The organism is Loktanella sp. R86503, from assembly GCF_042466455.1.
GTDB lineage: Bacteria > Pseudomonadota > Alphaproteobacteria > Rhodobacterales > Rhodobacteraceae > Loktanella.
In genome coordinates this window covers 96,753-114,808 of the sequence record NZ_JAXHCI010000002.1, presented here as the reverse complement: position 1 = coordinate 114,808, position 18,056 = coordinate 96,753, and the positions used below count along the sequence as shown (strand labels likewise).

Annotated in this window: 16 protein-coding genes; 11 read left to right on the top strand and 5 right to left on the bottom strand. The window is 60.5% G+C overall.

Annotated features, from left to right (window positions below; all coding sequences use genetic code 11):
• Nucleotides 1–870 carry a phosphoserine phosphatase SerB gene (serB, locus tag SJY10_RS01565; protein WP_386679259.1) on the bottom strand — a complete coding sequence of 290 codons (870 nt, stop codon included), beginning with the start codon at nucleotides 868–870 and terminating at the stop codon, nucleotides 1–3.
• Between the two features lie 204 nt (nucleotides 871–1,074).
• Here serB and SJY10_RS01560 point away from each other — a divergent pair, with 204 nt between their 5' ends.
• Nucleotides 1,075–2,397: an NAD(P)-dependent oxidoreductase gene (locus SJY10_RS01560; protein ID WP_386679258.1), complete on the top strand. Its 1,323-nt coding sequence runs from the start codon at nucleotides 1,075–1,077 to the stop codon at nucleotides 2,395–2,397.
• Nucleotides 2,397–3,701 carry an NAD-dependent dihydropyrimidine dehydrogenase subunit PreA gene (gene preA, locus SJY10_RS01555; protein ID WP_386679257.1) on the top strand — a complete coding sequence of 435 codons (1,305 nt, stop codon included), beginning with the start codon at nucleotides 2,397–2,399 and terminating at the stop codon, nucleotides 3,699–3,701. Before SJY10_RS01560 ends, preA begins: the two co-directional genes overlap by 1 nt.
• Before the next feature lie 134 nt (nucleotides 3,702–3,835).
• Here preA and SJY10_RS01550 read toward each other — a convergent pair whose 3' ends face one another.
• Genes SJY10_RS01550 through SJY10_RS01540 form a run of 3 tightly spaced genes read right to left on the bottom strand, consistent with a single transcriptional unit; the run spans nucleotide 3,836 to nucleotide 7,160 of the window.
• Nucleotides 3,836–4,504: an FAD-binding oxidoreductase gene (locus SJY10_RS01550; protein ID WP_386679256.1), complete on the bottom strand. Its 669-nt coding sequence runs from the start codon at nucleotides 4,502–4,504 to the stop codon at nucleotides 3,836–3,838.
• A 58-nt stretch (nucleotides 4,505–4,562) separates the two neighbouring features.
• A complete protein-coding gene (locus SJY10_RS01545) occupies nucleotides 4,563–6,449 on the bottom strand; it encodes a potassium transporter Kup (RefSeq protein ID WP_386679255.1) in 1,887 nt (628 codons plus the stop codon).
• Nucleotides 6,450–6,503: 54 nt separating this feature from the next.
• Nucleotides 6,504–7,160, bottom strand: coding sequence for a TetR family transcriptional regulator C-terminal domain-containing protein (locus SJY10_RS01540; protein ID WP_386679254.1), 657 nt, complete (start codon nucleotides 7,158–7,160; stop codon nucleotides 6,504–6,506).
• Between the two features lie 137 nt (nucleotides 7,161–7,297).
• Here SJY10_RS01540 and SJY10_RS01535 point away from each other — a divergent pair, with 137 nt between their 5' ends.
• The 6 genes from SJY10_RS01535 (at nucleotide 7,298) to SJY10_RS01510 (ending at nucleotide 13,777) form a co-directional block, all read left to right on the top strand.
• Nucleotides 7,298–8,548, top strand: a complete 1,251-nt coding sequence (locus tag SJY10_RS01535; RefSeq protein ID WP_386679253.1) for a Zn-dependent hydrolase — start codon at nucleotides 7,298–7,300, stop codon at nucleotides 8,546–8,548.
• A gap of 76 nt (nucleotides 8,549–8,624) precedes the next feature.
• Nucleotides 8,625–10,076, top strand: coding sequence for a dihydropyrimidinase (gene hydA / locus SJY10_RS01530; RefSeq protein WP_386679252.1), 1,452 nt, complete (start codon nucleotides 8,625–8,627; stop codon nucleotides 10,074–10,076).
• Nucleotides 10,077–10,160: 84 nt separating this feature from the next.
• Entirely contained in the window at nucleotides 10,161–10,925 is a 765-nt protein-coding gene (locus SJY10_RS01525) for an ABC transporter ATP-binding protein (RefSeq protein ID WP_386684446.1), read from the top strand.
• A gap of 72 nt (nucleotides 10,926–10,997) precedes the next feature.
• A complete protein-coding gene (locus tag SJY10_RS01520) occupies nucleotides 10,998–11,915 on the top strand; it encodes an ABC transporter permease (protein ID WP_386684444.1) in 918 nt (305 codons plus the stop codon).
• Nucleotides 11,912–12,748, top strand: coding sequence for an ABC transporter permease (locus SJY10_RS01515; protein ID WP_386679251.1), 837 nt, complete (start codon nucleotides 11,912–11,914; stop codon nucleotides 12,746–12,748). Before SJY10_RS01520 ends, SJY10_RS01515 begins: the two co-directional genes overlap by 4 nt.
• A gap of 45 nt (nucleotides 12,749–12,793) precedes the next feature.
• Nucleotides 12,794–13,777 carry an ABC transporter substrate-binding protein gene (locus tag SJY10_RS01510; RefSeq protein ID WP_386679250.1) on the top strand — a complete coding sequence of 328 codons (984 nt, stop codon included), beginning with the start codon at nucleotides 12,794–12,796 and terminating at the stop codon, nucleotides 13,775–13,777.
• A 70-nt stretch (nucleotides 13,778–13,847) separates the two neighbouring features.
• On the opposite strand, the gene idi is transcribed toward SJY10_RS01510, so the two are convergent.
• Nucleotides 13,848–14,378, bottom strand: coding sequence for an isopentenyl-diphosphate Delta-isomerase (gene idi / locus SJY10_RS01505; RefSeq protein ID WP_386679249.1), 531 nt, complete (start codon nucleotides 14,376–14,378; stop codon nucleotides 13,848–13,850).
• A 175-nt stretch (nucleotides 14,379–14,553) separates the two neighbouring features.
• Here idi and SJY10_RS01500 point away from each other — a divergent pair, with 175 nt between their 5' ends.
• From SJY10_RS01500 to SJY10_RS01490, 3 genes are read left to right on the top strand one after another with little or no spacing between them, the layout of a single operon-like run.
• Nucleotides 14,554–15,339, top strand: a complete 786-nt coding sequence (locus tag SJY10_RS01500; protein WP_386679248.1) for a ThuA domain-containing protein — start codon at nucleotides 14,554–14,556, stop codon at nucleotides 15,337–15,339.
• A complete protein-coding gene (locus tag SJY10_RS01495; protein WP_386679247.1) occupies nucleotides 15,336–16,391 on the top strand; it encodes a Gfo/Idh/MocA family protein in 1,056 nt (351 codons plus the stop codon). Before SJY10_RS01500 ends, SJY10_RS01495 begins: the two co-directional genes overlap by 4 nt.
• The gene (locus SJY10_RS01490; protein WP_386679246.1) at nucleotides 16,370–18,040 is read left to right on the top strand and encodes a glycosyltransferase family 4 protein; all 1,671 of its coding nucleotides are present in this window, start codon (nucleotides 16,370–16,372) and stop codon (nucleotides 18,038–18,040) included. Before SJY10_RS01495 ends, SJY10_RS01490 begins: the two co-directional genes overlap by 22 nt.
• The last annotated feature ends 16 nt before the right edge of the window (nucleotides 18,041–18,056 follow it).

The window sequence follows — 18,056 nt, the reverse complement described above, 5'->3', positions numbered from 1 at the left end:
TTAGGATGCGAAATCGGTGCGGGCGTAGCCCTGAAGGAACAGCAGCGCGGTCAGATCGCCGTGATTGATGCGCACATTGCATTCCTTTTGCACTGATGGCTTGGCGTGCAGGGCGACCCCGGTACCTGCGCGGCCCAGCATACCCAGATCGTTCGCCCCGTCGCCCACGGCAAGCACGTCCGATTCCGCGATGCCGATGCGAGCGGTGATGTCTTGTAACGCGTCAACCTTGGCCTGACGGCCCAGGATCGGGCGGGCGACGTCGCCTGTCAGCTTGCCCGCATCCACCAAAAGCGTGTTCGCGCGGTTTTCGTCAAAGCCAAGGGCTGCGGCAATGCGAGCGGTGAATGCGGTGAAGCCACCAGACACGAGTGCGGCGTGACCGCCATGCGATTTCATCGTTTGCACCAATTCATAGCCGCCAGGCATCAGGGTGATCCGTGTGTCAAGGACATGGGCGATGATGGATTCGGGCAAGCCTTTCAGCAGGCCGACGCGTTCGATCAGCGCGCCTTCGAAGTCGAGTTCCCCGTTCATGGCTTTGGCCGTGATGGCGGCAACGCGTTCGCCGACGCCTGCCTCTGCCGCCAGCTCGTCAATGCATTCCTGGCGAATCATGGTGCTGTCCATATCGGCGAGCAGCATTTTTTTGACGCGGCCTTCGGTCGGCTGGATGACCAAATCAACGCCAAGAGCCTGACAGTCGTCCCAGACGGTCCACTGGTTTTCCGGCTTGGCGGGCAGGGCAAATTCGGCCGCTTCACCAACGGAAAGCCAGACCGCATCCCCGCCGCCCCATGCATTGCGCAGGTTTTCCACGAGCGTGGCATCAAGGCTGCCGGGCTTTGCAATCAGGGTGGCGGTGAACATGGTGGCGGACCTTTTGCGGGCGCAAAGCGCGGTGATGTTGCGGCTGTGCTAACGCGTTTTCGGGCCTCGGGAAAGGGTCAGACAGGACGGATGTGCCGGATTTTCCATATAAAAAAGGCGTTCGCATTTCGCCTAAAATTTACCGTTTGATAAAAAATGAACCTGTGCAAGGCTATGTCGGTAACACAGTCCCTGAGGTAGACCATGACATCACCCACCGCCCCCGGACTTGCCGCTGGCCGGCTTGACGCCGAGAGTATCGCCGCCGGCTTTGCCGATCTGCACGCCCCGCTTGATCCGCACGAGGTGCTTGTCGCCGCGGATCGCTGCTATTTCTGTTATGACGCGCCCTGTGTCACGGCTTGTCCAACCAGCATCGATATTCCGTTGTTCATTCGCCAGATCGCGACGGGGACATCGGCGGCGGCGGGTCAGACGATCTTTGATGCGAACATCCTGGGCGGTATGTGTGCCCGCGTTTGCCCAACCGAAGACCTGTGCGAAGGGGCCTGTGTGCGTGAAGCCGCCGAGGGCAAGCCCGTAGAGATCGGCCGTTTGCAGCGGCACGCAACTGATACGGTCATGGCGCGGCAAGAGCATCCCTTTGTGCGGGCGGCCCTGACGGGCAAGCGGGTGGCAGTGGTCGGGGCCGGGCCTGCGGGCCTGTCTTGTGCGCACCGCCTTGCGATGCTGGGGCATGACGTCGTGATGTATGATGCGCGGATCAAACCGGGGGGCCTGAATGAATACGGCATCGCCGCGTATAAATCGACGAACGGGTTCGCGCAGCGCGAGGTCGACTGGCTGCTGGGCATCGGCGGGATTGATTTGCAAACCGGCAAGGCGCTGGGCGCGGATCTGAGCCTTGATGCGCTGGCAGAGGAATTCGATGCGGTGTTTCTGGGCACCGGCCTTGGCGGTGTGAATGCGCTGGGGATCCCCGGCGATGATTTGTCAGGCGTTGCGGACGCCGTCAGCTTTATCGCTGATCTGCGTCAAAGCACCGATCTGACAACGGTGCCTGTGGGTCGCAATGTCGTGGTGATTGGCGGCGGCATGACGGCTGTTGATGCGGCGGTGCAGTCAAAGCTGCTGGGCGCAGAGAATGTAACGATTGCCTACCGCCGTGGCCGGGAGGCCATGGGTGCCAGCCGGTATGAACAGGATCTGGCGGCAAGCCATGGCGTGAAACTTATGTTTCACGTGCAACCTCATGCCGTGCGCGAGGGGGCGATTGATCTGGAATATACGTCTGACGATGGCACCGGCCTGCGCGGCACAGGCGAGGTCGTGTCCCTGCCTGCCGATCAGGTGTTCCGTGCGATTGGCCAGACCCTGACAACGGATGGCGGATTGACCGTTGAAGGTCGCAAGATCAAGGTCAGCGGTGCGGGTCGCACCACACGGGACGGCGTCTGGGCTGGCGGCGACTGTGCGCTGGGCGGTGACGATTTGACTGTGACCGCCGTGGCCGAAGGCCGCGATGCGGCGATGGATATCCATGCAACATTGATGGAGCGCAACTGATGGCCGACCTGACGACAGACTTTCTGGGCATCAAAAGCCCTAACCCGTTCTGGCTTGCCTCTGCGCCGCCGACGGACAAGGAATACAACGTCCGCCGCGCCTTTGAGGCAGGCTGGGGCGGTGTAGTTTGGAAAACGCTGGGTGCCGAAGGGCCGCCCGTCGTCAACGTGAACGGCCCGCGCTATGGCGCGATTTATGGCGCTGACCGGCGGCTGTTGGGGCTGAACAACATCGAGTTGATCACGGACCGCCCGCTGGAAGTGAACCTGGAGGAAATGGCCCGCGTCAAGGCCGACTATCCTGACCGCGCGTTGATCGCGTCGATCATGGTGCCTTGTGAAGAGCAGGCCTGGAAAGACATCCTGCCCCGCGTCGAAGAGACGAATGCCGACGGGATCGAGCTGAACTTTGGCTGCCCGCACGGGATGGCAGAGCGCGGCATGGGCAGCGCCGTAGGGCAGGTGCCCGAATATATCGAAATGGTCGTGCGCTGGTGCAAGAAATACTATGACCGCCCGGTCATCGTGAAGCTGACGCCGAACATTACCGATGTGCGCAAGCCCGCGCAGGCGGCCAAGAATGGCGGCGCGGATGCGGTCAGTCTGATCAACACGATCAATTCGATCACATCTGTTAATCTGGATGCCATGGCGCCAGAGCCGATGATCGATGGCAAGGGCACGCATGGCGGCTATTGCGGGCCTGCGGTCAAGCCGATTGCGATGAACATGGTGGCCGAAATTGCCCGCGATCCGGCGACGCGCGGTTTGCCGATTTCCGGTATCGGCGGCGTGACGACATGGCGCGATGCGGCAGAGTTCATGGCGCTGGGTTGCGGCAACGTGCAGGTTTGCACGGCCGTGATGACCTATGGCTTCCGGATCGTATCCGAGATGAAGTCAGGCCTGTCGCAGTGGATGGACGAGAAGGGCTACACCTCGACCGCGGATTTCGTCGGTAAGGCTGTGCCCAATGTCACCGACTGGCAGCATTTGAACCTGAACTATGTGGCCAAGGCCAAGATCGATCAGGATGCCTGTATTTCCTGCGGTCGCTGCTATGCCGCCTGCGAGGATACTTCGCATCAGGCCATCGCCATGAGCGCGGATCGCACCTTTAGTGTGATTGACGAGGAATGTGTCGCCTGCAACCTGTGCGTCGATGTTTGTCCCGTCGAAAACTGCATTACGATGGAAGCGATGGCACCGGGTACGGTTGACCCGCGGACCGGTAAGGTGGTTCAGGCGGACTATGCCAACTGGACGACCCACCCGAACAATCCGGGCGCGGTAGCGGCCGAATGATGCGCTGACCGGCGCAACCTGACACATCGTCAGCCTGCTATAAAACGGCCGCGACAATCGTGTCGCGGCCGTTTTTGCGTTTTGCATAAGGCGCAATGCGGGGCGCTGCTGGTCCGGTTTGGGTTCGCCTAGGGTTACCAGCCGTCTTCGATCACCATCTGGGATTTCGGAACGCTTAATTCTGTCAATGCGTCCCGCACGGCATCAACAAAACCGCCGGGGCCGCAGATATAGAAGGTCTGGTTCAGGTCGTTCAAAAGGTCCTGCAGCATCGCCCTGTCAATCTTGCCATGCACGTGGTCGGTGTCGGCCTGATCGCTGATAACGTAGGTCGGTGACACGCCGTTCATCGTGTCCCACTTGTCCTTTAGGATGATGTCACGGTCCGCTTTGTTGGCAAAGATAAGGCGGTCGCCGGTGACGCCTTCGCGGTCGTGTTTGTCGAGGATCGCGATAAAGGGTGTGATGCCTGCGCCTGCGGCAAGAAAGACGCCGGGGCCGTGGTCGGTAATCGCGCCGGCTGGGTCTTGGGCGATGATTTTATCGCCGGGGGTCATGTGGGGGATCTGTTCGGTGACGCCGTCGTGGTCCGGATATGATTTGATGACGAACTCTACAACGTCAGCATCCGGTTTCGATGTCATGGTAAAGGCGCGATCCTTGTCGCGCCATCCGTCCTTGTCTAGGGCCCAGTGGGTCGCCTGCCCGGGGCGGAATTTGAAATCTGCCGGGTGATCGAAGGTGAGGTGCCATGTGTCATGGGTGACGGGGGTCATGGCGGTCAGGGTCAGGGTGTGGGTCATCTTGGAATCTCCTGCGGGGTTGCAGGGTAAACCCGAACCTTGCGGTCCGGGTTCCGGGTCAGATGACGATCTGCTGTCCCAGCTCGATCACGCGGTTGGGGGGCAGGTGGTAATAGGCCGGCGCGTTCGTCGCGGTTTTGGTCATGGCAACATAAAGCCGCTGTTGCCAGCCGGGCATCGCGCTTTTGTCCGACAGCTTGTAGCTGCGGCGATTGATAAAGAATGAGGTGGCCATGATCTCGAACTTGATGCCCAGTTTGCGGGCCATCATCAAGGCGCGGGGCACGTTGGGGTCGTCCATGTAGCCGAAGGTGATGAAGACCCGCGTGAAGCCGTCAGTCAGCACTTCTGTCACGACCTGTTCGTTTGGCGGCACATGGGGCGCGTTGGATGTGGATACAGTGACGATGTAGTTGCGGTCATGCAGGACTTGGTTGTGTTTCAGGTTATGCAGCAACGCAGGCGGGGCGACCACGGATTCCGCCGTAAGAAACATGGCGGTGCCGCTGACGTGGGACACATGCGTTGAATCCTGCAGCGAAGTGATCAGCGACGAAAGAGGCACGGAATCGCCGCGGGACTTTTCCTGCATGATCCGGCTGCCGCGCACCCATGTGATCATCACGATGACCAGCAGGGCGGCAACGGCCACCGGCATGTAGCCGCCCTCAAGAAACTTTGTCAGGTTGGCGGCCAAGAGGCCGATTTCGATCACGGCAAGCGGTGCCAGCATTGCAAGGGCCAGCGGGACGGACCATTTCCACAGGTAGCGATAGACCGCAAAGGCCAGGATGGTTGTGACAAGCATTTCACCCGTCACCGCGATGCCATAGGCGGTTGCAAGGCTGGCCGAAGAGCCGAAGGCAAGGACCAGCACGACGACGCTGAGCAACAGAATCGCGTTCATACGGGGGATGTAAATCTGGCCGTGTTGCGTTTCAGAAGTGTGGTGCACCTCCATCCGTGGCAGCAGGCCCATTTGCACGGCTTGATGGGCAACGGAAAAGGCACCGGTGATGACGGCCTGCGATGCGATGACGGTCGCGACAGTTGCGAAGGCAACCAGCGCCGGCAGCGCCCATGTCGGTGCAAGCAGAAAGAACGGATCGCGGGCGGCTGACGGGTCGGCAAGCACCATCGCGCCTTGACCCAGATAGGACAGGGCGAGCGAGGGGAAGACGACGAAAATCCATGCAAGGCGGATCGGGCGGCGGCCGAAGTGGCCCATATCGGCGTAAAGCGCCTCTGCCCCTGTAATGGCCAGAAAGACAGATCCAAGGACCGGCAGGGCAGAGGCCCCGTGGGTAAATAGGAACTGAAGGCCGGGGACTGGGCTGAAGGCACGCAGGATACGCGGGTCGTCGGCGATGTGCAGCGAGCCCATGATCGCGAGCATGGCAAACCACGCCAGCATGATCGGGCCGAACAGGCGGCTGATGCCTTCGGTGCCGCGGCGCTGGGCGGCAAACAGGGCGATGATGATGCCAATGGTCGCGGGAATCACATAGGGTTCGAATGCAGGTACGATCAGCGTGACACCTTCGACCGCGGACAGCACGGATATCGCCGGCGTGATAATCGCGTCGCCAAAGAACAGCGATGTGCCGATGATGCCCAGCAAAAGCAGGCCGCGGCGTTTGCCTAGGGCGCGTTGGCAAAGGGCAAGCAGCGACAGCGTGCCGCCTTCGCCCCGGTTGTCGGCGCGCAAGATCAGAACGACATATTTGAAGGTTGCGATCAGGATCAGCAGCCAAAGCAGCAGCGACACGATGCCAAGAACATCGCCGGATTGCGCCGGGCTGCCGCGGGTGGCAGCAGCAAGGCCTTCACGCAGGGCATAAAGCGGGCTCGTGCCGATATCGCCGTAAACGACCCCGACTGACCCAAGCGCAAGGGCGACGGTTGAGGCAGGGCGCGCGGCGTGACCAGTAGTAACGGGGGGCATGGCAGTGACCCATATGAGGACAGCAAGCGCGCAATTAATCCTGCGCGGTATCCTTTACAAGTGGTCGTGATCGGGCGGCTGAAGAAGGGTGCGATAAAGGTGATCGACAAAGCTGTCGGCCCCGGTAAATGGATCGACATCCCCCAGAACGGCGCGCACCTGCACATCGAAATCGGCGTAGTGTTGGGTCAGCGCCCAGATCGAAAAGATCAGGTGATGCGGATCGGACCGCCGGATCAATCCGGCGTCCATCCAGCCGCGCAATACCTGCGCTTTTTCATCTACAAGGGTGCGCAGCGGCCCGGCAAGGACATTGTGGATCTGGGGCGCACCGGCAAGGATTTCGTTCGCGAAAAGACGGCTTTCGCGGGGGAAATCACGGCTCATTGCCAGCTTGCGATGAGCGTAGGCCAGTATTTCTTCGATCGGGTTGCCGTTCGGATCAAGGGATACAAGCGGGTCGAGCCAGGTTTTCAGCAACTCTTCCAGCAGGGCAGTATAAATCGCCTCTTTTGACGGGAAGTAATAAAGCAGGTTGGGTTTCGAAAGTCCGGCTGCATCAGCGATCTGATCTAGGGTCGCGCCCTTGAAACCGGCAGTCGAAAACGCATCAAGTCCGCCCGACATGATAGCAGAGCGGTTGCGGGCCTGAATGCGGGTCAAGGGCGGCTGGTCATCCATTTTTTTACCATGCGCTAAAAAACGCGGCATGGTCTAGACATCTTGTATACCAGCGCCCAATTTTTCAGCATTTGCTGCGGTTTTGGCCGTGAAGCTTGACTGACATTGGACCTCTGTTAGCGTTTGTTTGACCGTCCGGTCAAATCGGCAACACGCAGGAGAATACCATGGCAGCCCCCGGAGAAAACCTGAGGATTAACCCGGATCGTTTGTGGGACACCTTGATGGATATGGCCAAGGTGGGGCCGGGTGTAGCCGGTGGTAACAATCGTCAGACACTGACGGACGAGGATAGCGAAGGACGGCATCTGTTCGCCGGCTGGTGCGCCAAGGCCGGGTGCAAGATGGGCGTCGACAGCATGGGCAACATGTTTGCTCAGCGTGAAGGTACGGACCCGGATGCGCTGCCCGTCTATGTCGGCTCGCATCTGGATACGCAGCCGACGGGCGGCAAGTATGACGGCATTCTGGGCGTGCTGGGCGGGCTAGAGGTGATCCGGTCGCTGAACGATCTGGGAATCAAGACAAAACACCCGATCGTGGTGACGAACTGGACCAACGAAGAAGGCGCGCGCTTTGCCCCCGCTATGCTTGCCTCGGGAGTTTTTGCGGGGATGCATACGGAAGACTGGGCCAAGGACCGGGTGGACGCTGACGGCAAACGCTTTGGCGACGAGTTGCGCCGGATCGGCTGGGAGGGTGACGAAAAAGTCGGCGACCGCAAGATGCATGCTTTTTTCGAGCTGCACATCGAACAGGGACCGATTCTGGAGGCTGAAAACAAGCAGATCGGTGTTGTCACCCATGGGCAGGGCCTGTGGTGGCTAGAGGTGACGCTGACCGGCAAAGACGCGCATACAGGCTCTACCCCGATGAATATGCGGGTAAACGCAGGTCTGGGCATGGCGCGGATCACCGAAGCGGTGCACCGGATCGCGATGGATCACCAGCCGGCGGCAGTCGGCGCTGTCGGGCAGGCGAATGTGTACCCGAACTCTCGGAACGTGATCCCGGGCAAGGCGGTGTTTACCATTGATTTCCGTTCGCCTGATTTGGCGAAGCTAACGTCCATGCGCGAAAAGCTGGAGGCCGAGGCAGCCCAGATTGCAGCTGATTTGGGGCTGGGAATCGTAATCGAACCCGTGGGGCATTTCGATCCGGTAACCTTTGACGAAGGCTGCGTTACCGCCGTTCGCGATGCCGTAGAGCGGCTGGGTTATAGTCATATGGATATCGTGTCCGGTGCCGGGCATGACGCCTGCTGGATCAACCGGCTGTATCCCACGGCAATGGTGATGTGCCCCTGCGTGGACGGGTTGAGCCATAACGAGGCGGAAGACATTTCCAAAGAGTGGGCGGCTGCCGGTGCCGACGTGCTGTTGCATGCGGTGGTAGAGACAGCGGGCGTGGCGGAATAGGGGCGCTGCCCCCGGCCCCAAGGGGCCTCCCCCGGAGTATTTTGGGCCAGATGAAGGCCGGACGAGGAGATGTGATATGAGCAAGGTGATCAAGAACGGGACGGTGGTGACCGCCGATCTAACCTATAAGGCGGATGTGTTGATCGAGGGGGATGTGATCGCGGCGATCGGGCCGGAACTGCAAGGGGATGAGGTGCTGGACGCGACCGGCTGCTACATCATGCCCGGCGGCATCGATCCGCATACGCATCTGGAAATGCCATTCATGGGCACCTATTCGGCTGATGACTTCGAATCCGGTACCCGCGCAGCGCTTGCGGGGGGGACGACGATGGTTGTTGATTTCGCGCTGCCCAGCCCCGGGCAGGGGATGCTGGACGCTCTGCAGATGTGGGACAACAAATCTACGCGGGCGCATTGCGATTATTCCTTTCATATGGCGGTGACCTGGTGGGACAAGCAGGTTTTCGACGAAATGCCTGCCGTCATCGAGCGGGGGATCACGACGTTCAAGCATTTTATGGCGTATAAAGGTGCGCTGATGGTGAACGACGACGAGCTTTATGCCTCTTTTTCGCGTCTATCAGAGCTGGGCGGGATCGCGATGGTCCATGCCGAAAATGGCGACGTCGTGGCAGAGCTGTCGGCCAAGCTGTTGGCCGCTGGCAACACCGGGCCAGAAGCGCATGCCTATTCCCGCCCTCCGCAGGTCGAGGGCGAGGCGACGAACCGCGCAATCATGATTGCCGATATGGCGGGGGTGCCGCTGTATGTGGTGCATACATCGTGCGAAGAGTCGCACGAGGCGATCCGCCGTGCGCGGATGGCGGGTAAACGCGTTTGGGGTGAGCCGCTGATACAGCATCTGACGCTTGACGATAGCGAATATGCCAACGCTGACTGGGACCACGCGGCCCGGCGCGTGATGTCGCCGCCGTTCCGCAACAAGCAGCATCAGGACAGTCTGTGGGCTGGTTTGCAGTCGGGATCATTGTCCTGCGTTGCGACGGATCACTGCGCTTTCACCACAGAGCAAAAGCGTAACGGCGTAGACGATTTCACCAAGATCCCGAACGGGACCGGCGGGCTGGAGGATCGCCTGCCGATGCTGTGGACGCACGGCGTGAATACCGGGCGGCTGACACCAAACGAGTTTGTGGCCGTGACATCCACCAACATCGCAAAAATCCTGAACTGCTATCCTCGCAAAGGTGCCGTGTTGGTCGGGGCAGATGCTGATTTGGTGGTCTGGGATCCGGACAAGTCAAAGACGATCAGCACCAGTAGTCAACAATCCGCCATTGATTACAATGTCTTCGAGGGCCAGAAAGTCAAAGGCCTGCCGCGGTATACTCTGACGCGGGGGCGACTTGCCTTTGCCGATGGTGCCATCATCCCAGAGCCGGGACATGGTCAGTTCGTCCCGCGCGCGCCCAAGGGCGCGGTCAATGCGGCACTTTCAACTTGGAAAGAACTGACGGCACCTCGCCCGGTCGAGCGGTCGGGTATCCCGGCAACGGGGGTTTGATCCTTGAACGCTTCCATTCATCTGGCTGAAAATACTCCGGGGGAGGGGCCGCTTGCGGCACCGGGGGCAGCGCCCCCTGCTGTCATAGCGGCCAGGTCCGTCGATCTGACCTTTCAAACCAATGATGGCCCCGTCCACGCGCTGAAAGATGTCAGCCTTGATATCAGTAAGGGCGATTTTGTCAGTTTTATCGGGCCTTCGGGCTGCGGAAAAACGACATTTTTGCGCTGTATCGCCGGGTTGGAGGCGCCGACCGGGGGCGATCTGACGGTAAATGGCATGTCACCGGATGAAGCGCGCCGCGCGCGGGCTTATGGCTATGTGTTTCAGGCCGCCGGGCTATACCCTTGGCGCACAATCGGCGGAAATGTGAAGCTGCCGCTAGAGATCATGGGGTTTTCCAAGGCAGAGCAGTCGGAACGTGTGGCGCGCGTGTTGGAACTGGTCGATCTGGCGGGGTTCGAAAACAAATTTCCATGGCAGTTGTCAGGCGGCATGCAGCAGCGGGCCAGCATTGCGCGCGCGCTGGCATTTGATGCTGATATCCTGCTGATGGACGAACCCTTTGGCGCGCTGGACGAGATCGTGCGCGATCATCTGAACGAGCAGTTGTTGCAGTTGTGGGCGCGGACCGAAAAGACAATCGGCTTCGTCACACACTCCATCCCCGAGGCAGTGTATTTGTCGACCAAGATCGTGGTTATGTCACCGCGGCCGGGACGGATCGCGGATGTGATCGAGAGCACGCTGCCGCGCGAACGCCCGCTGGATATTCGGGATACGCCAGAATTTATCGCGATCGCGCACCGGGTGCGGGATGGATTGCGGGCAGGGCATGCGAATGATTGAGGGCGATACTTGGGGGCGTCGCTGGACGCGCTGCGGGGGCTTGTTCTGGACAAAGCGGGGACCGGTACTGTGATGCGTGGTGTCCTGCCGATCCTGACGGTTGTCGCCGTATTGCTGGGGGTCTGGATGCTGTCGGTGGTGCCAATGAATATCCATCTGGCGGCAGATCAGGCGCAGCGCGACGGGATTGCTGTGGTGCCTGATACGCCTGTCGCGCGGCAGGACGTCGGCGCTGTGGCACTGGCGCTGCGCAATCCGGCGGTTGTGCCGATGACCTATGGGTTGGACCGGCCGCGGTTGCCGGGGCCGCAGCAGGTCGTGGCAGAGCTGTGGGACACAACCTTTGGCGTAAAGGTGACATCCAAAAAGTCGCTGGTCTATCATGGCTGGGTGACGTTGTCGGCGACTTTGCTGGGATTTGTGATTGGCACGACGCTGGGGATCGCACTGGCCGTGGGCATCGTGTTTTCGCGTACGATGGATTTAAGCGTGATGCCCTGGGCGATTGCAAGTCAGACCATCCCGATTTTGGCACTGGCACCGATGATCATCGTGATGCTGGGGTCGCTGGGGATTCAAGGCCTGCTGCCCAAGGCGATTATCAGCGCCTATCTGTCGTTCTTTCCCGTCGTCGTTGGCATGGTAAAGGGACTGCGGAGCCCGGATGGGATGCAGCTGGATCTGCTGCGCACCTATAATGCGAACGCCGCGCAAGGGTTCTGGAAGCTGCGGCTTCCGGCGTCGATGCCTTACCTGTTTGCCTCGCTCAAAATCGGGATTTCCGCCGCGCTGGTCGGCGCAATTGTTGGTGAATTGCCGACAGGGGCGCGGGCCGGATTTGGGGCGCGGATGCTGGTTGGCGATCAATATGGCCAGCCGCTGGTCACTTGGGCTGCGCTGTTTGCGGCCGCGATTACGGCGGCGGCTTTGGTCGGATTGTTTAGTCTGGCAGAGCGGGCGTCGCTGAAGCGGATGGGGATGGTGCGATGATGGCTGCGGTTGCGATCATCGTGATCTGGGGCATTGGCTGGACCATGAATCTGGCTTTGTCGCGCGGCGGACATCGCAGTGCCGGTTGGGCCGCGCCGCTGATTTTTGGTCTGACGCTGCTGCTGATCTGGGAGGTCGGCGTGCGGCTGGGCGAGGTAAGCCCGATCATTCTGCCGCCGCCGTCAGCCATTGCGGTGACCTTTATGGCGAGTCTGCCGATCCTGTGGGCAGACTTTGCGCAGACAATCTTGAAAGGTGCGCTGACGGGGTATGTACTGGGCGCACTGGCGGCGTTTGCCGTGGCGGTGATGGTGGACCGGTCGGATTTCCTGACGCGGGGCGTGTTGCCTGTCGGGGCCTTTATGGCGGCCTTACCCATCGTGGGCACTGCGCCGATATTTGTGAAATGGCTGGGCAGCGACTGGCCGTCCAAGGCGGCTGTGGTCGGCGTAATGGTGTTTTTCCCGATTCTTGTGAACACGGTCGCAGGTTTGCGCGATACAAGTGCGATGCAGCGTGATCTGATGCGGACCTATGGGGCGGGTTATTGGCCGAGCCTTTTAAAACTGCGGGTGCCGGCGGCGATGCCGTTTGTATTCAACGGACTGAAAATCGCCACGACGCTGGCGCTGATCGGGGCGATTGTTGCTGAATTTTTCGGCTCCCCGACCGTGGGGATGGGGTTTCGGATATCGACCTCTGTCGGGCAGCTTGCGCTTGATCTGGTCTGGGCCGAGATTGTTGTCGCAGCCCTGGCCGGAAGCGCCTTTTACGGGGCGATGGCGATGATCGAAAAGCGGCTGACCTTTTGGCACCCGTCGCAACGTAAATAACAGACCGGGAAAACCCGGCGTATTTTTATCAACAAGGAGAGAGACATGAAGCATTTGATGACCGCCGCGACCCTGGCTTTTGCCGCCACTGGCGCGCAGGCGCAGGACAGCGATGTGACCTTGCAGCTGCAATGGGTCACGCAGAGCCAGTTCGCCGGCTATTATGTCGCGCAGGACAAGGGTTTTTACGAAGAAGAGGGACTGAACGTCACGATCCTGCCGGGCGGGCCTGATATCGCGCCGCCGCAGGTGCTGGCGGGCGGCGGTGCAGATGTGATGCTGAACTGGATGCCGTCGGCGCTGGCGGCCCGCGAAAAGGGTTTGCCGGTGGTGAACATCGCGCAGCCTTTCAAAACGTCCGGCCTGATGCTGACCTGCTGGAAAGATACCGGCATCACCAGCGTAGAGGATTTCAAAGGCAAGACGATCGGGGTCTGGTTCTTTGGTAACGAATATCCGTTCCTGTCGTGGATGAGCCAGGCCGGCATTTCGACCGATGGCGGTGAAGACGGTGTGACGGTGCTGAAGCAGGGCTTTAACGTCGATCCGCTGTTGCAGCGTCAGGCGGATTGTATTTCGACCATGACCTACAACGAATATGGTCAGGTGCTGGATGCGGGCGTCAATCCGGACGAGCTGGTGACCTTCAAATACGAGGATCAGGGCGTCGCGACGCTGGAAGACGGCATGTATGTGCTGGAAGAAAGCCTGAATGATCCGGCCTTTGTTGAAAAGATGGTCAAGTTTGTCCGCGCGTCCATGAAGGGCTGGAAATACGCCGAAGAGAATGCGGCGGAAGCGGCGCAGATCGTGCTGGATAACGATGAAACAGGTGCCCAGACGATTGAGGCACAAGAGCGCATGATGGAAGAGGTTGCCAAGCTGACAGCCGGATCGAACGGTACGCTGGACGAAGCCGATTATCAGCGCACCGTCGATACGCTGCTTGCTGGCGGGTCGGATCCGGTGATTTCAGCCGCGCCCGAAGGGGCCTGGACCCATGTGATCACGGATCAGGCGCTGAACTGAAAACAGCGATGACGTAAAAATAAGGGCCGCGTTGCAGGATCATCTGCAGCGCGGCTTTTGTTTGGGCAGGTCAGGCTGGAAAACCGGTTCCGAATATTGTTGCGGCATAATCGGCCAGATAGATTCGCAGCCAGGGCGTAAAAGAGTCCGGCGTGGCGGCGATCTGTTCGGTCAGGTTTGGCAGGGTGATCCAGCGGGTATCCATCACCTCTGACGGGGCGGGGGCAAGGTGCAGGTCCTGCGGCGCGCGCGCAAGGTAGACTTCGACCAGTTCATGTTCGATCAAGCCGCCGCCGACGTCGGCGCGGTATTCGATCTGGCCCTTGTGGTGCAGGGTCAGGCCGGTGATGCCAAGTTCCTCTTGCAGGCGACGGTTGGCGCAGGTGGCAGAATCTTCGCCCCAGTGCGGGTGGGTGCAGCAGGTGTTCGCCCACAGACCCGGCGTGTGGTATTTCCCCAATGCCCGCCGCTGGATCAGGATGTCATCGCCCCGCAGCACAAAGACGCTGATCGCCTTGTGGCGCAGCCCGCGCAGATGGGCGTCAAGTTTGTCGACCGGCTGAAGGGTGCCGTCAACCCAGGCGGGGATCAATGTGGACATGGTTTCTTTCGATGGTGCGCCGTCGATATAAGCGAAGTCGGTCGGGGTTTGAAGGATTAGATCGGCGTGCAAAATTCCGATGACGGGGATGTGTCGGCAAGCTGTTCAAACGGGATTGCCAGCGTAAAAAAAGCGACGCAATGTGCACCCGAAACGATTTGGAAAGGCGGAAGCCATGGTTATACGCGCAGTTGTCTGGAACGAAAATGTTCACGAGACGCACAACAAGGTAGTCGGGGATCTATACCCTGATGGTATTCACGGGGCGATTGCAGCTGCGTTGAATACAGATGCAGGCATCAGCGCCACCACCGCCACGCTGCAAGAGCCAGAACATGGTCTGACCGCCGCGCGGCTGGCGGAGACCGATGTGCTGCTGTGGTGGGGCCATGCGGCGCATGGCGATGTCGATGACTCGGTTGTCGAACGCGTGGCAGAGGCGGTTTGGGGCGGCATGGGGCTGATCCTGCTTCACTCGGCGCATTTTTCAAAGATCTTCAAGCGGCTGATGGGCACGCCTTGTAACCTGACATGGCGCGAGGCAGGCGAGCGTGAACGGCTTTGGGTCACGTCCCGCAGTCATCCGATTGCAGCGGGTATTGGCGACTATTTCGAGCTGGAAAACGAAGAGATGTATGGTGAGCCTTTCGGTGTGCCCGAGCCGCTGGAGACGGTATTCGTCAGCTGGTTTGCCGGTGGCGAGGTGTTCCGATCTGGCCTGACGTACAAGCGCGGGGCGGGGAATGTGTTCTATTTCCGTCCGGGGCACGAAACCTATCCGACATATTTCGACGCCAATGTGCAGACAGTGCTGCGCAATGCGGTGAACTGGGCACATAACCCGGCAGCGCGTATCACGGCGGTTAACGACGCGCCAAACGTGCCGATCGAGGAGGCGCTGGAAAAGATCGAACAGCGCGGCCTGAAATTGCATGCGGACGGCGAAGAGGGCTTTCGGTGAAGCCGGTTCGTGTTCTGATCGTTGGCACCGGCGGCATGGCGAATGCCCATGCCGAGGCCTATGCCGCCATGGAGGGTGTGGAGCTGGTGGGCGGTGTGGACCGCAACCCGGACAACCTGCACGCCTTTAACGCCAAGCACGGGATTACCCACGCGTTCGATTCCGTCGTCGATGCGCTGGAATGGGGTGAATTTGATGCGGTGTCCAACGTCACACCGGATGCAGTTCACTTTCCCACCACGATGCCGTTGCTGGCGGCGGGCAAGCATGTCCTGTGTGAAAAGCCGCTTGCGGTGAACCACAGCGAAGCTGCGCAGATGGCCGAGGCTGCCTTTCATGCAGGTGTGGTGAATATGGTCAATCTGACCTATCGCAATGTGCCCGCCGTCATGGAGGCCGCGCGTCTGGTCAGCGAAGGCACCATCGGAGAGGTGCGCCATTTTGAGGCGTCCTATCTGCAAAGCTGGCTGACCCAACCAGCTTGGGGCAAGTGGAACGAAGAGGCGCAGTGGCTGTGGCGGCTGAGTTCGAAGCACGGCAGCCTTGGCGTGTTGGGTGATGTCGGCGTTCATATTCTGGACTTTGCGACCTTTGTCGCCGGGTCGAATACAGAGCGGATGTCGTGCCGGCTGCGGACCTTTGACAAGGCGCCGGGCGGGCAGATCGGTGAGTATACGCTGGACGCCAATGACAGCGCCACGATGCAGGTGCAGTTGCACAACGGTGCGGTGGGCGTGGTGCATGCTAGCCGTATGGCTAGCGGGCATTTGAACGATTTGCGGTTGCGGATCTTCGGCACCAAAGGCGGCCTTGATGTGCGGTGGGAGAATGACCAGAGCATTCTGCGCGCCTGCCTTGAAGGCGATCTGATAGAGGCGACCTGGCAGGACATGCCGCTGCCAGCGGTCAAGACGAACTATGTCCGGTTTATCGACGCGATCCGTGCAGGAGAGGCGGTTTTGCCTGACTTTGATCGCGGTGCGATCTTGCAGCAGGCGCTGGATGCGGCGGTCGCATCGGATGCGGATGGTTGCCGGGATCTGGCGATCTGATGGACGGGCCGGCGATCTTTTTCCATGCGGACGCGGTCGAGGGCGAAGGCAAGGAACTGGTAGGTCGCCGGTCTGCGGGGCAGTCTTTCTTGCGCGGATTTCTGCAGCATGTGCCGGGGGACCGGGTCCACGCGCTGACGCAGGACGCGCAGGCGGCAAAAGCGTTTGAAACGGTCGCGCGTGATCTGGGCGAAGAGCGCGCCCTGAGCCTGCACAATTTGCGCGGGGACAGCGATTTCACGCAGGCTGGGACCGTGTTTTTCCCGGGGCCGGGGTATCTGTCTGCCCCTTGGCGGCGGCAACGGTTCGGCGCGGACAAATGCAGTCTGGTCGGCATCACGCATACCGTGTCCACCCGCCGCGTGATCGAGGGGCTGCATCACCTGATGCTGGACCCGGTCGAGGACTGGGATGCGATCATCTGCACTTCCCATGCCGTGCACAGTGTTGTGGCCCGGCAGCTGGAGGAAGAGGCCGCGTATATCCAAGACCGCTTTGGTGCGACCCGCGTGCCGCTGCCGCAACTGCCGGTTATCCCGCTGGGGATTCATGTCGAGGATTTTGCGCCAGTGGACGGTGCCCGCGCGCGGATGCGGGCGCAGTTCGGTGCGCCGGATGATGGGCTGGTCGTGATGACCATGGGGCGGCTGACAAGCGTGGAAAAGGCGAACCCCGCGCCGCTGTTCATCGCGCTGGAACAGGTCGCGCAGGCGCTGCAGCGCCCTGTGCATTTGTGGATGGTCGGTTGGGCGAACCGCGATGACGAAGAGGCGCTGCACCGCGATGGCGCGGCCGCCTTGGCACCTTCGGTCAAGATGCAGATCATCGACGGGCGCAGCGCGGATGTGCGGCGCAATATCTGGGCAGGGGCCGATGTCTTCACCCTGCCGGTGGATAATATCCAAGAGACGTTTGGCCTTGTCCCGGTGGAAGCGATGGCTGCTGGCCTGCCGGTGGTGATGCCGGATTGGGATGGGTTTCGGGATACGGTCGTGCATGGCAAGACGGGTTTCCTAATCCCGACGCGCATGACGGGCGGCGGGCACCCGATTGGCGCGGATCTGGCGCAGCGGTTTGCAGATGGCACCGACGGGTATTTGCAGTATTTGTCCCTGATGCAGCAGCAAACGCAGATTGATATCCCGGCCTATGTTGCCGCCTTGGTGGCGCTGGGCGACGCAGGGCTGCGGGCGCAGATGGGACAGGCGGGGCGGGACCATGTGGCCGCAACCTTGGATTGGTCGGCGGTGATCCCGCAGTATCTGGCGCTGGCCGAGGAACTGGCGGCGCGGCGCCAGAGCGCGCGCGTGCGCCCGGCGATCAACCCGCTGCAGGTCGATCCGTTCACGCTTTATGGGCGTTATCCGACAGAACAGCCGGATGGTACCTGGGTTGTGACGCAGCGGCGGTCCGGGGATGCCAACGCCCTTGCCGTATTGGACAGGCTGAACGGGCGGGATCTGTATAAACGCACATTGATGCCCCCTGCGCGGATGGCGGCGTTATTGCAGGTTGTGGCCGAAAACAGGTCAATCACGATTGCACAGGCCGCAAACGGCGCAAAGATGCGGCTAGACCTTGCGATTGGCGCTGCTTTGTATTTAGCAAAGTATGATTACCTGAGTATAACGCGGCCTGAGTCAAAATAAGGCCGTAATTAACCGC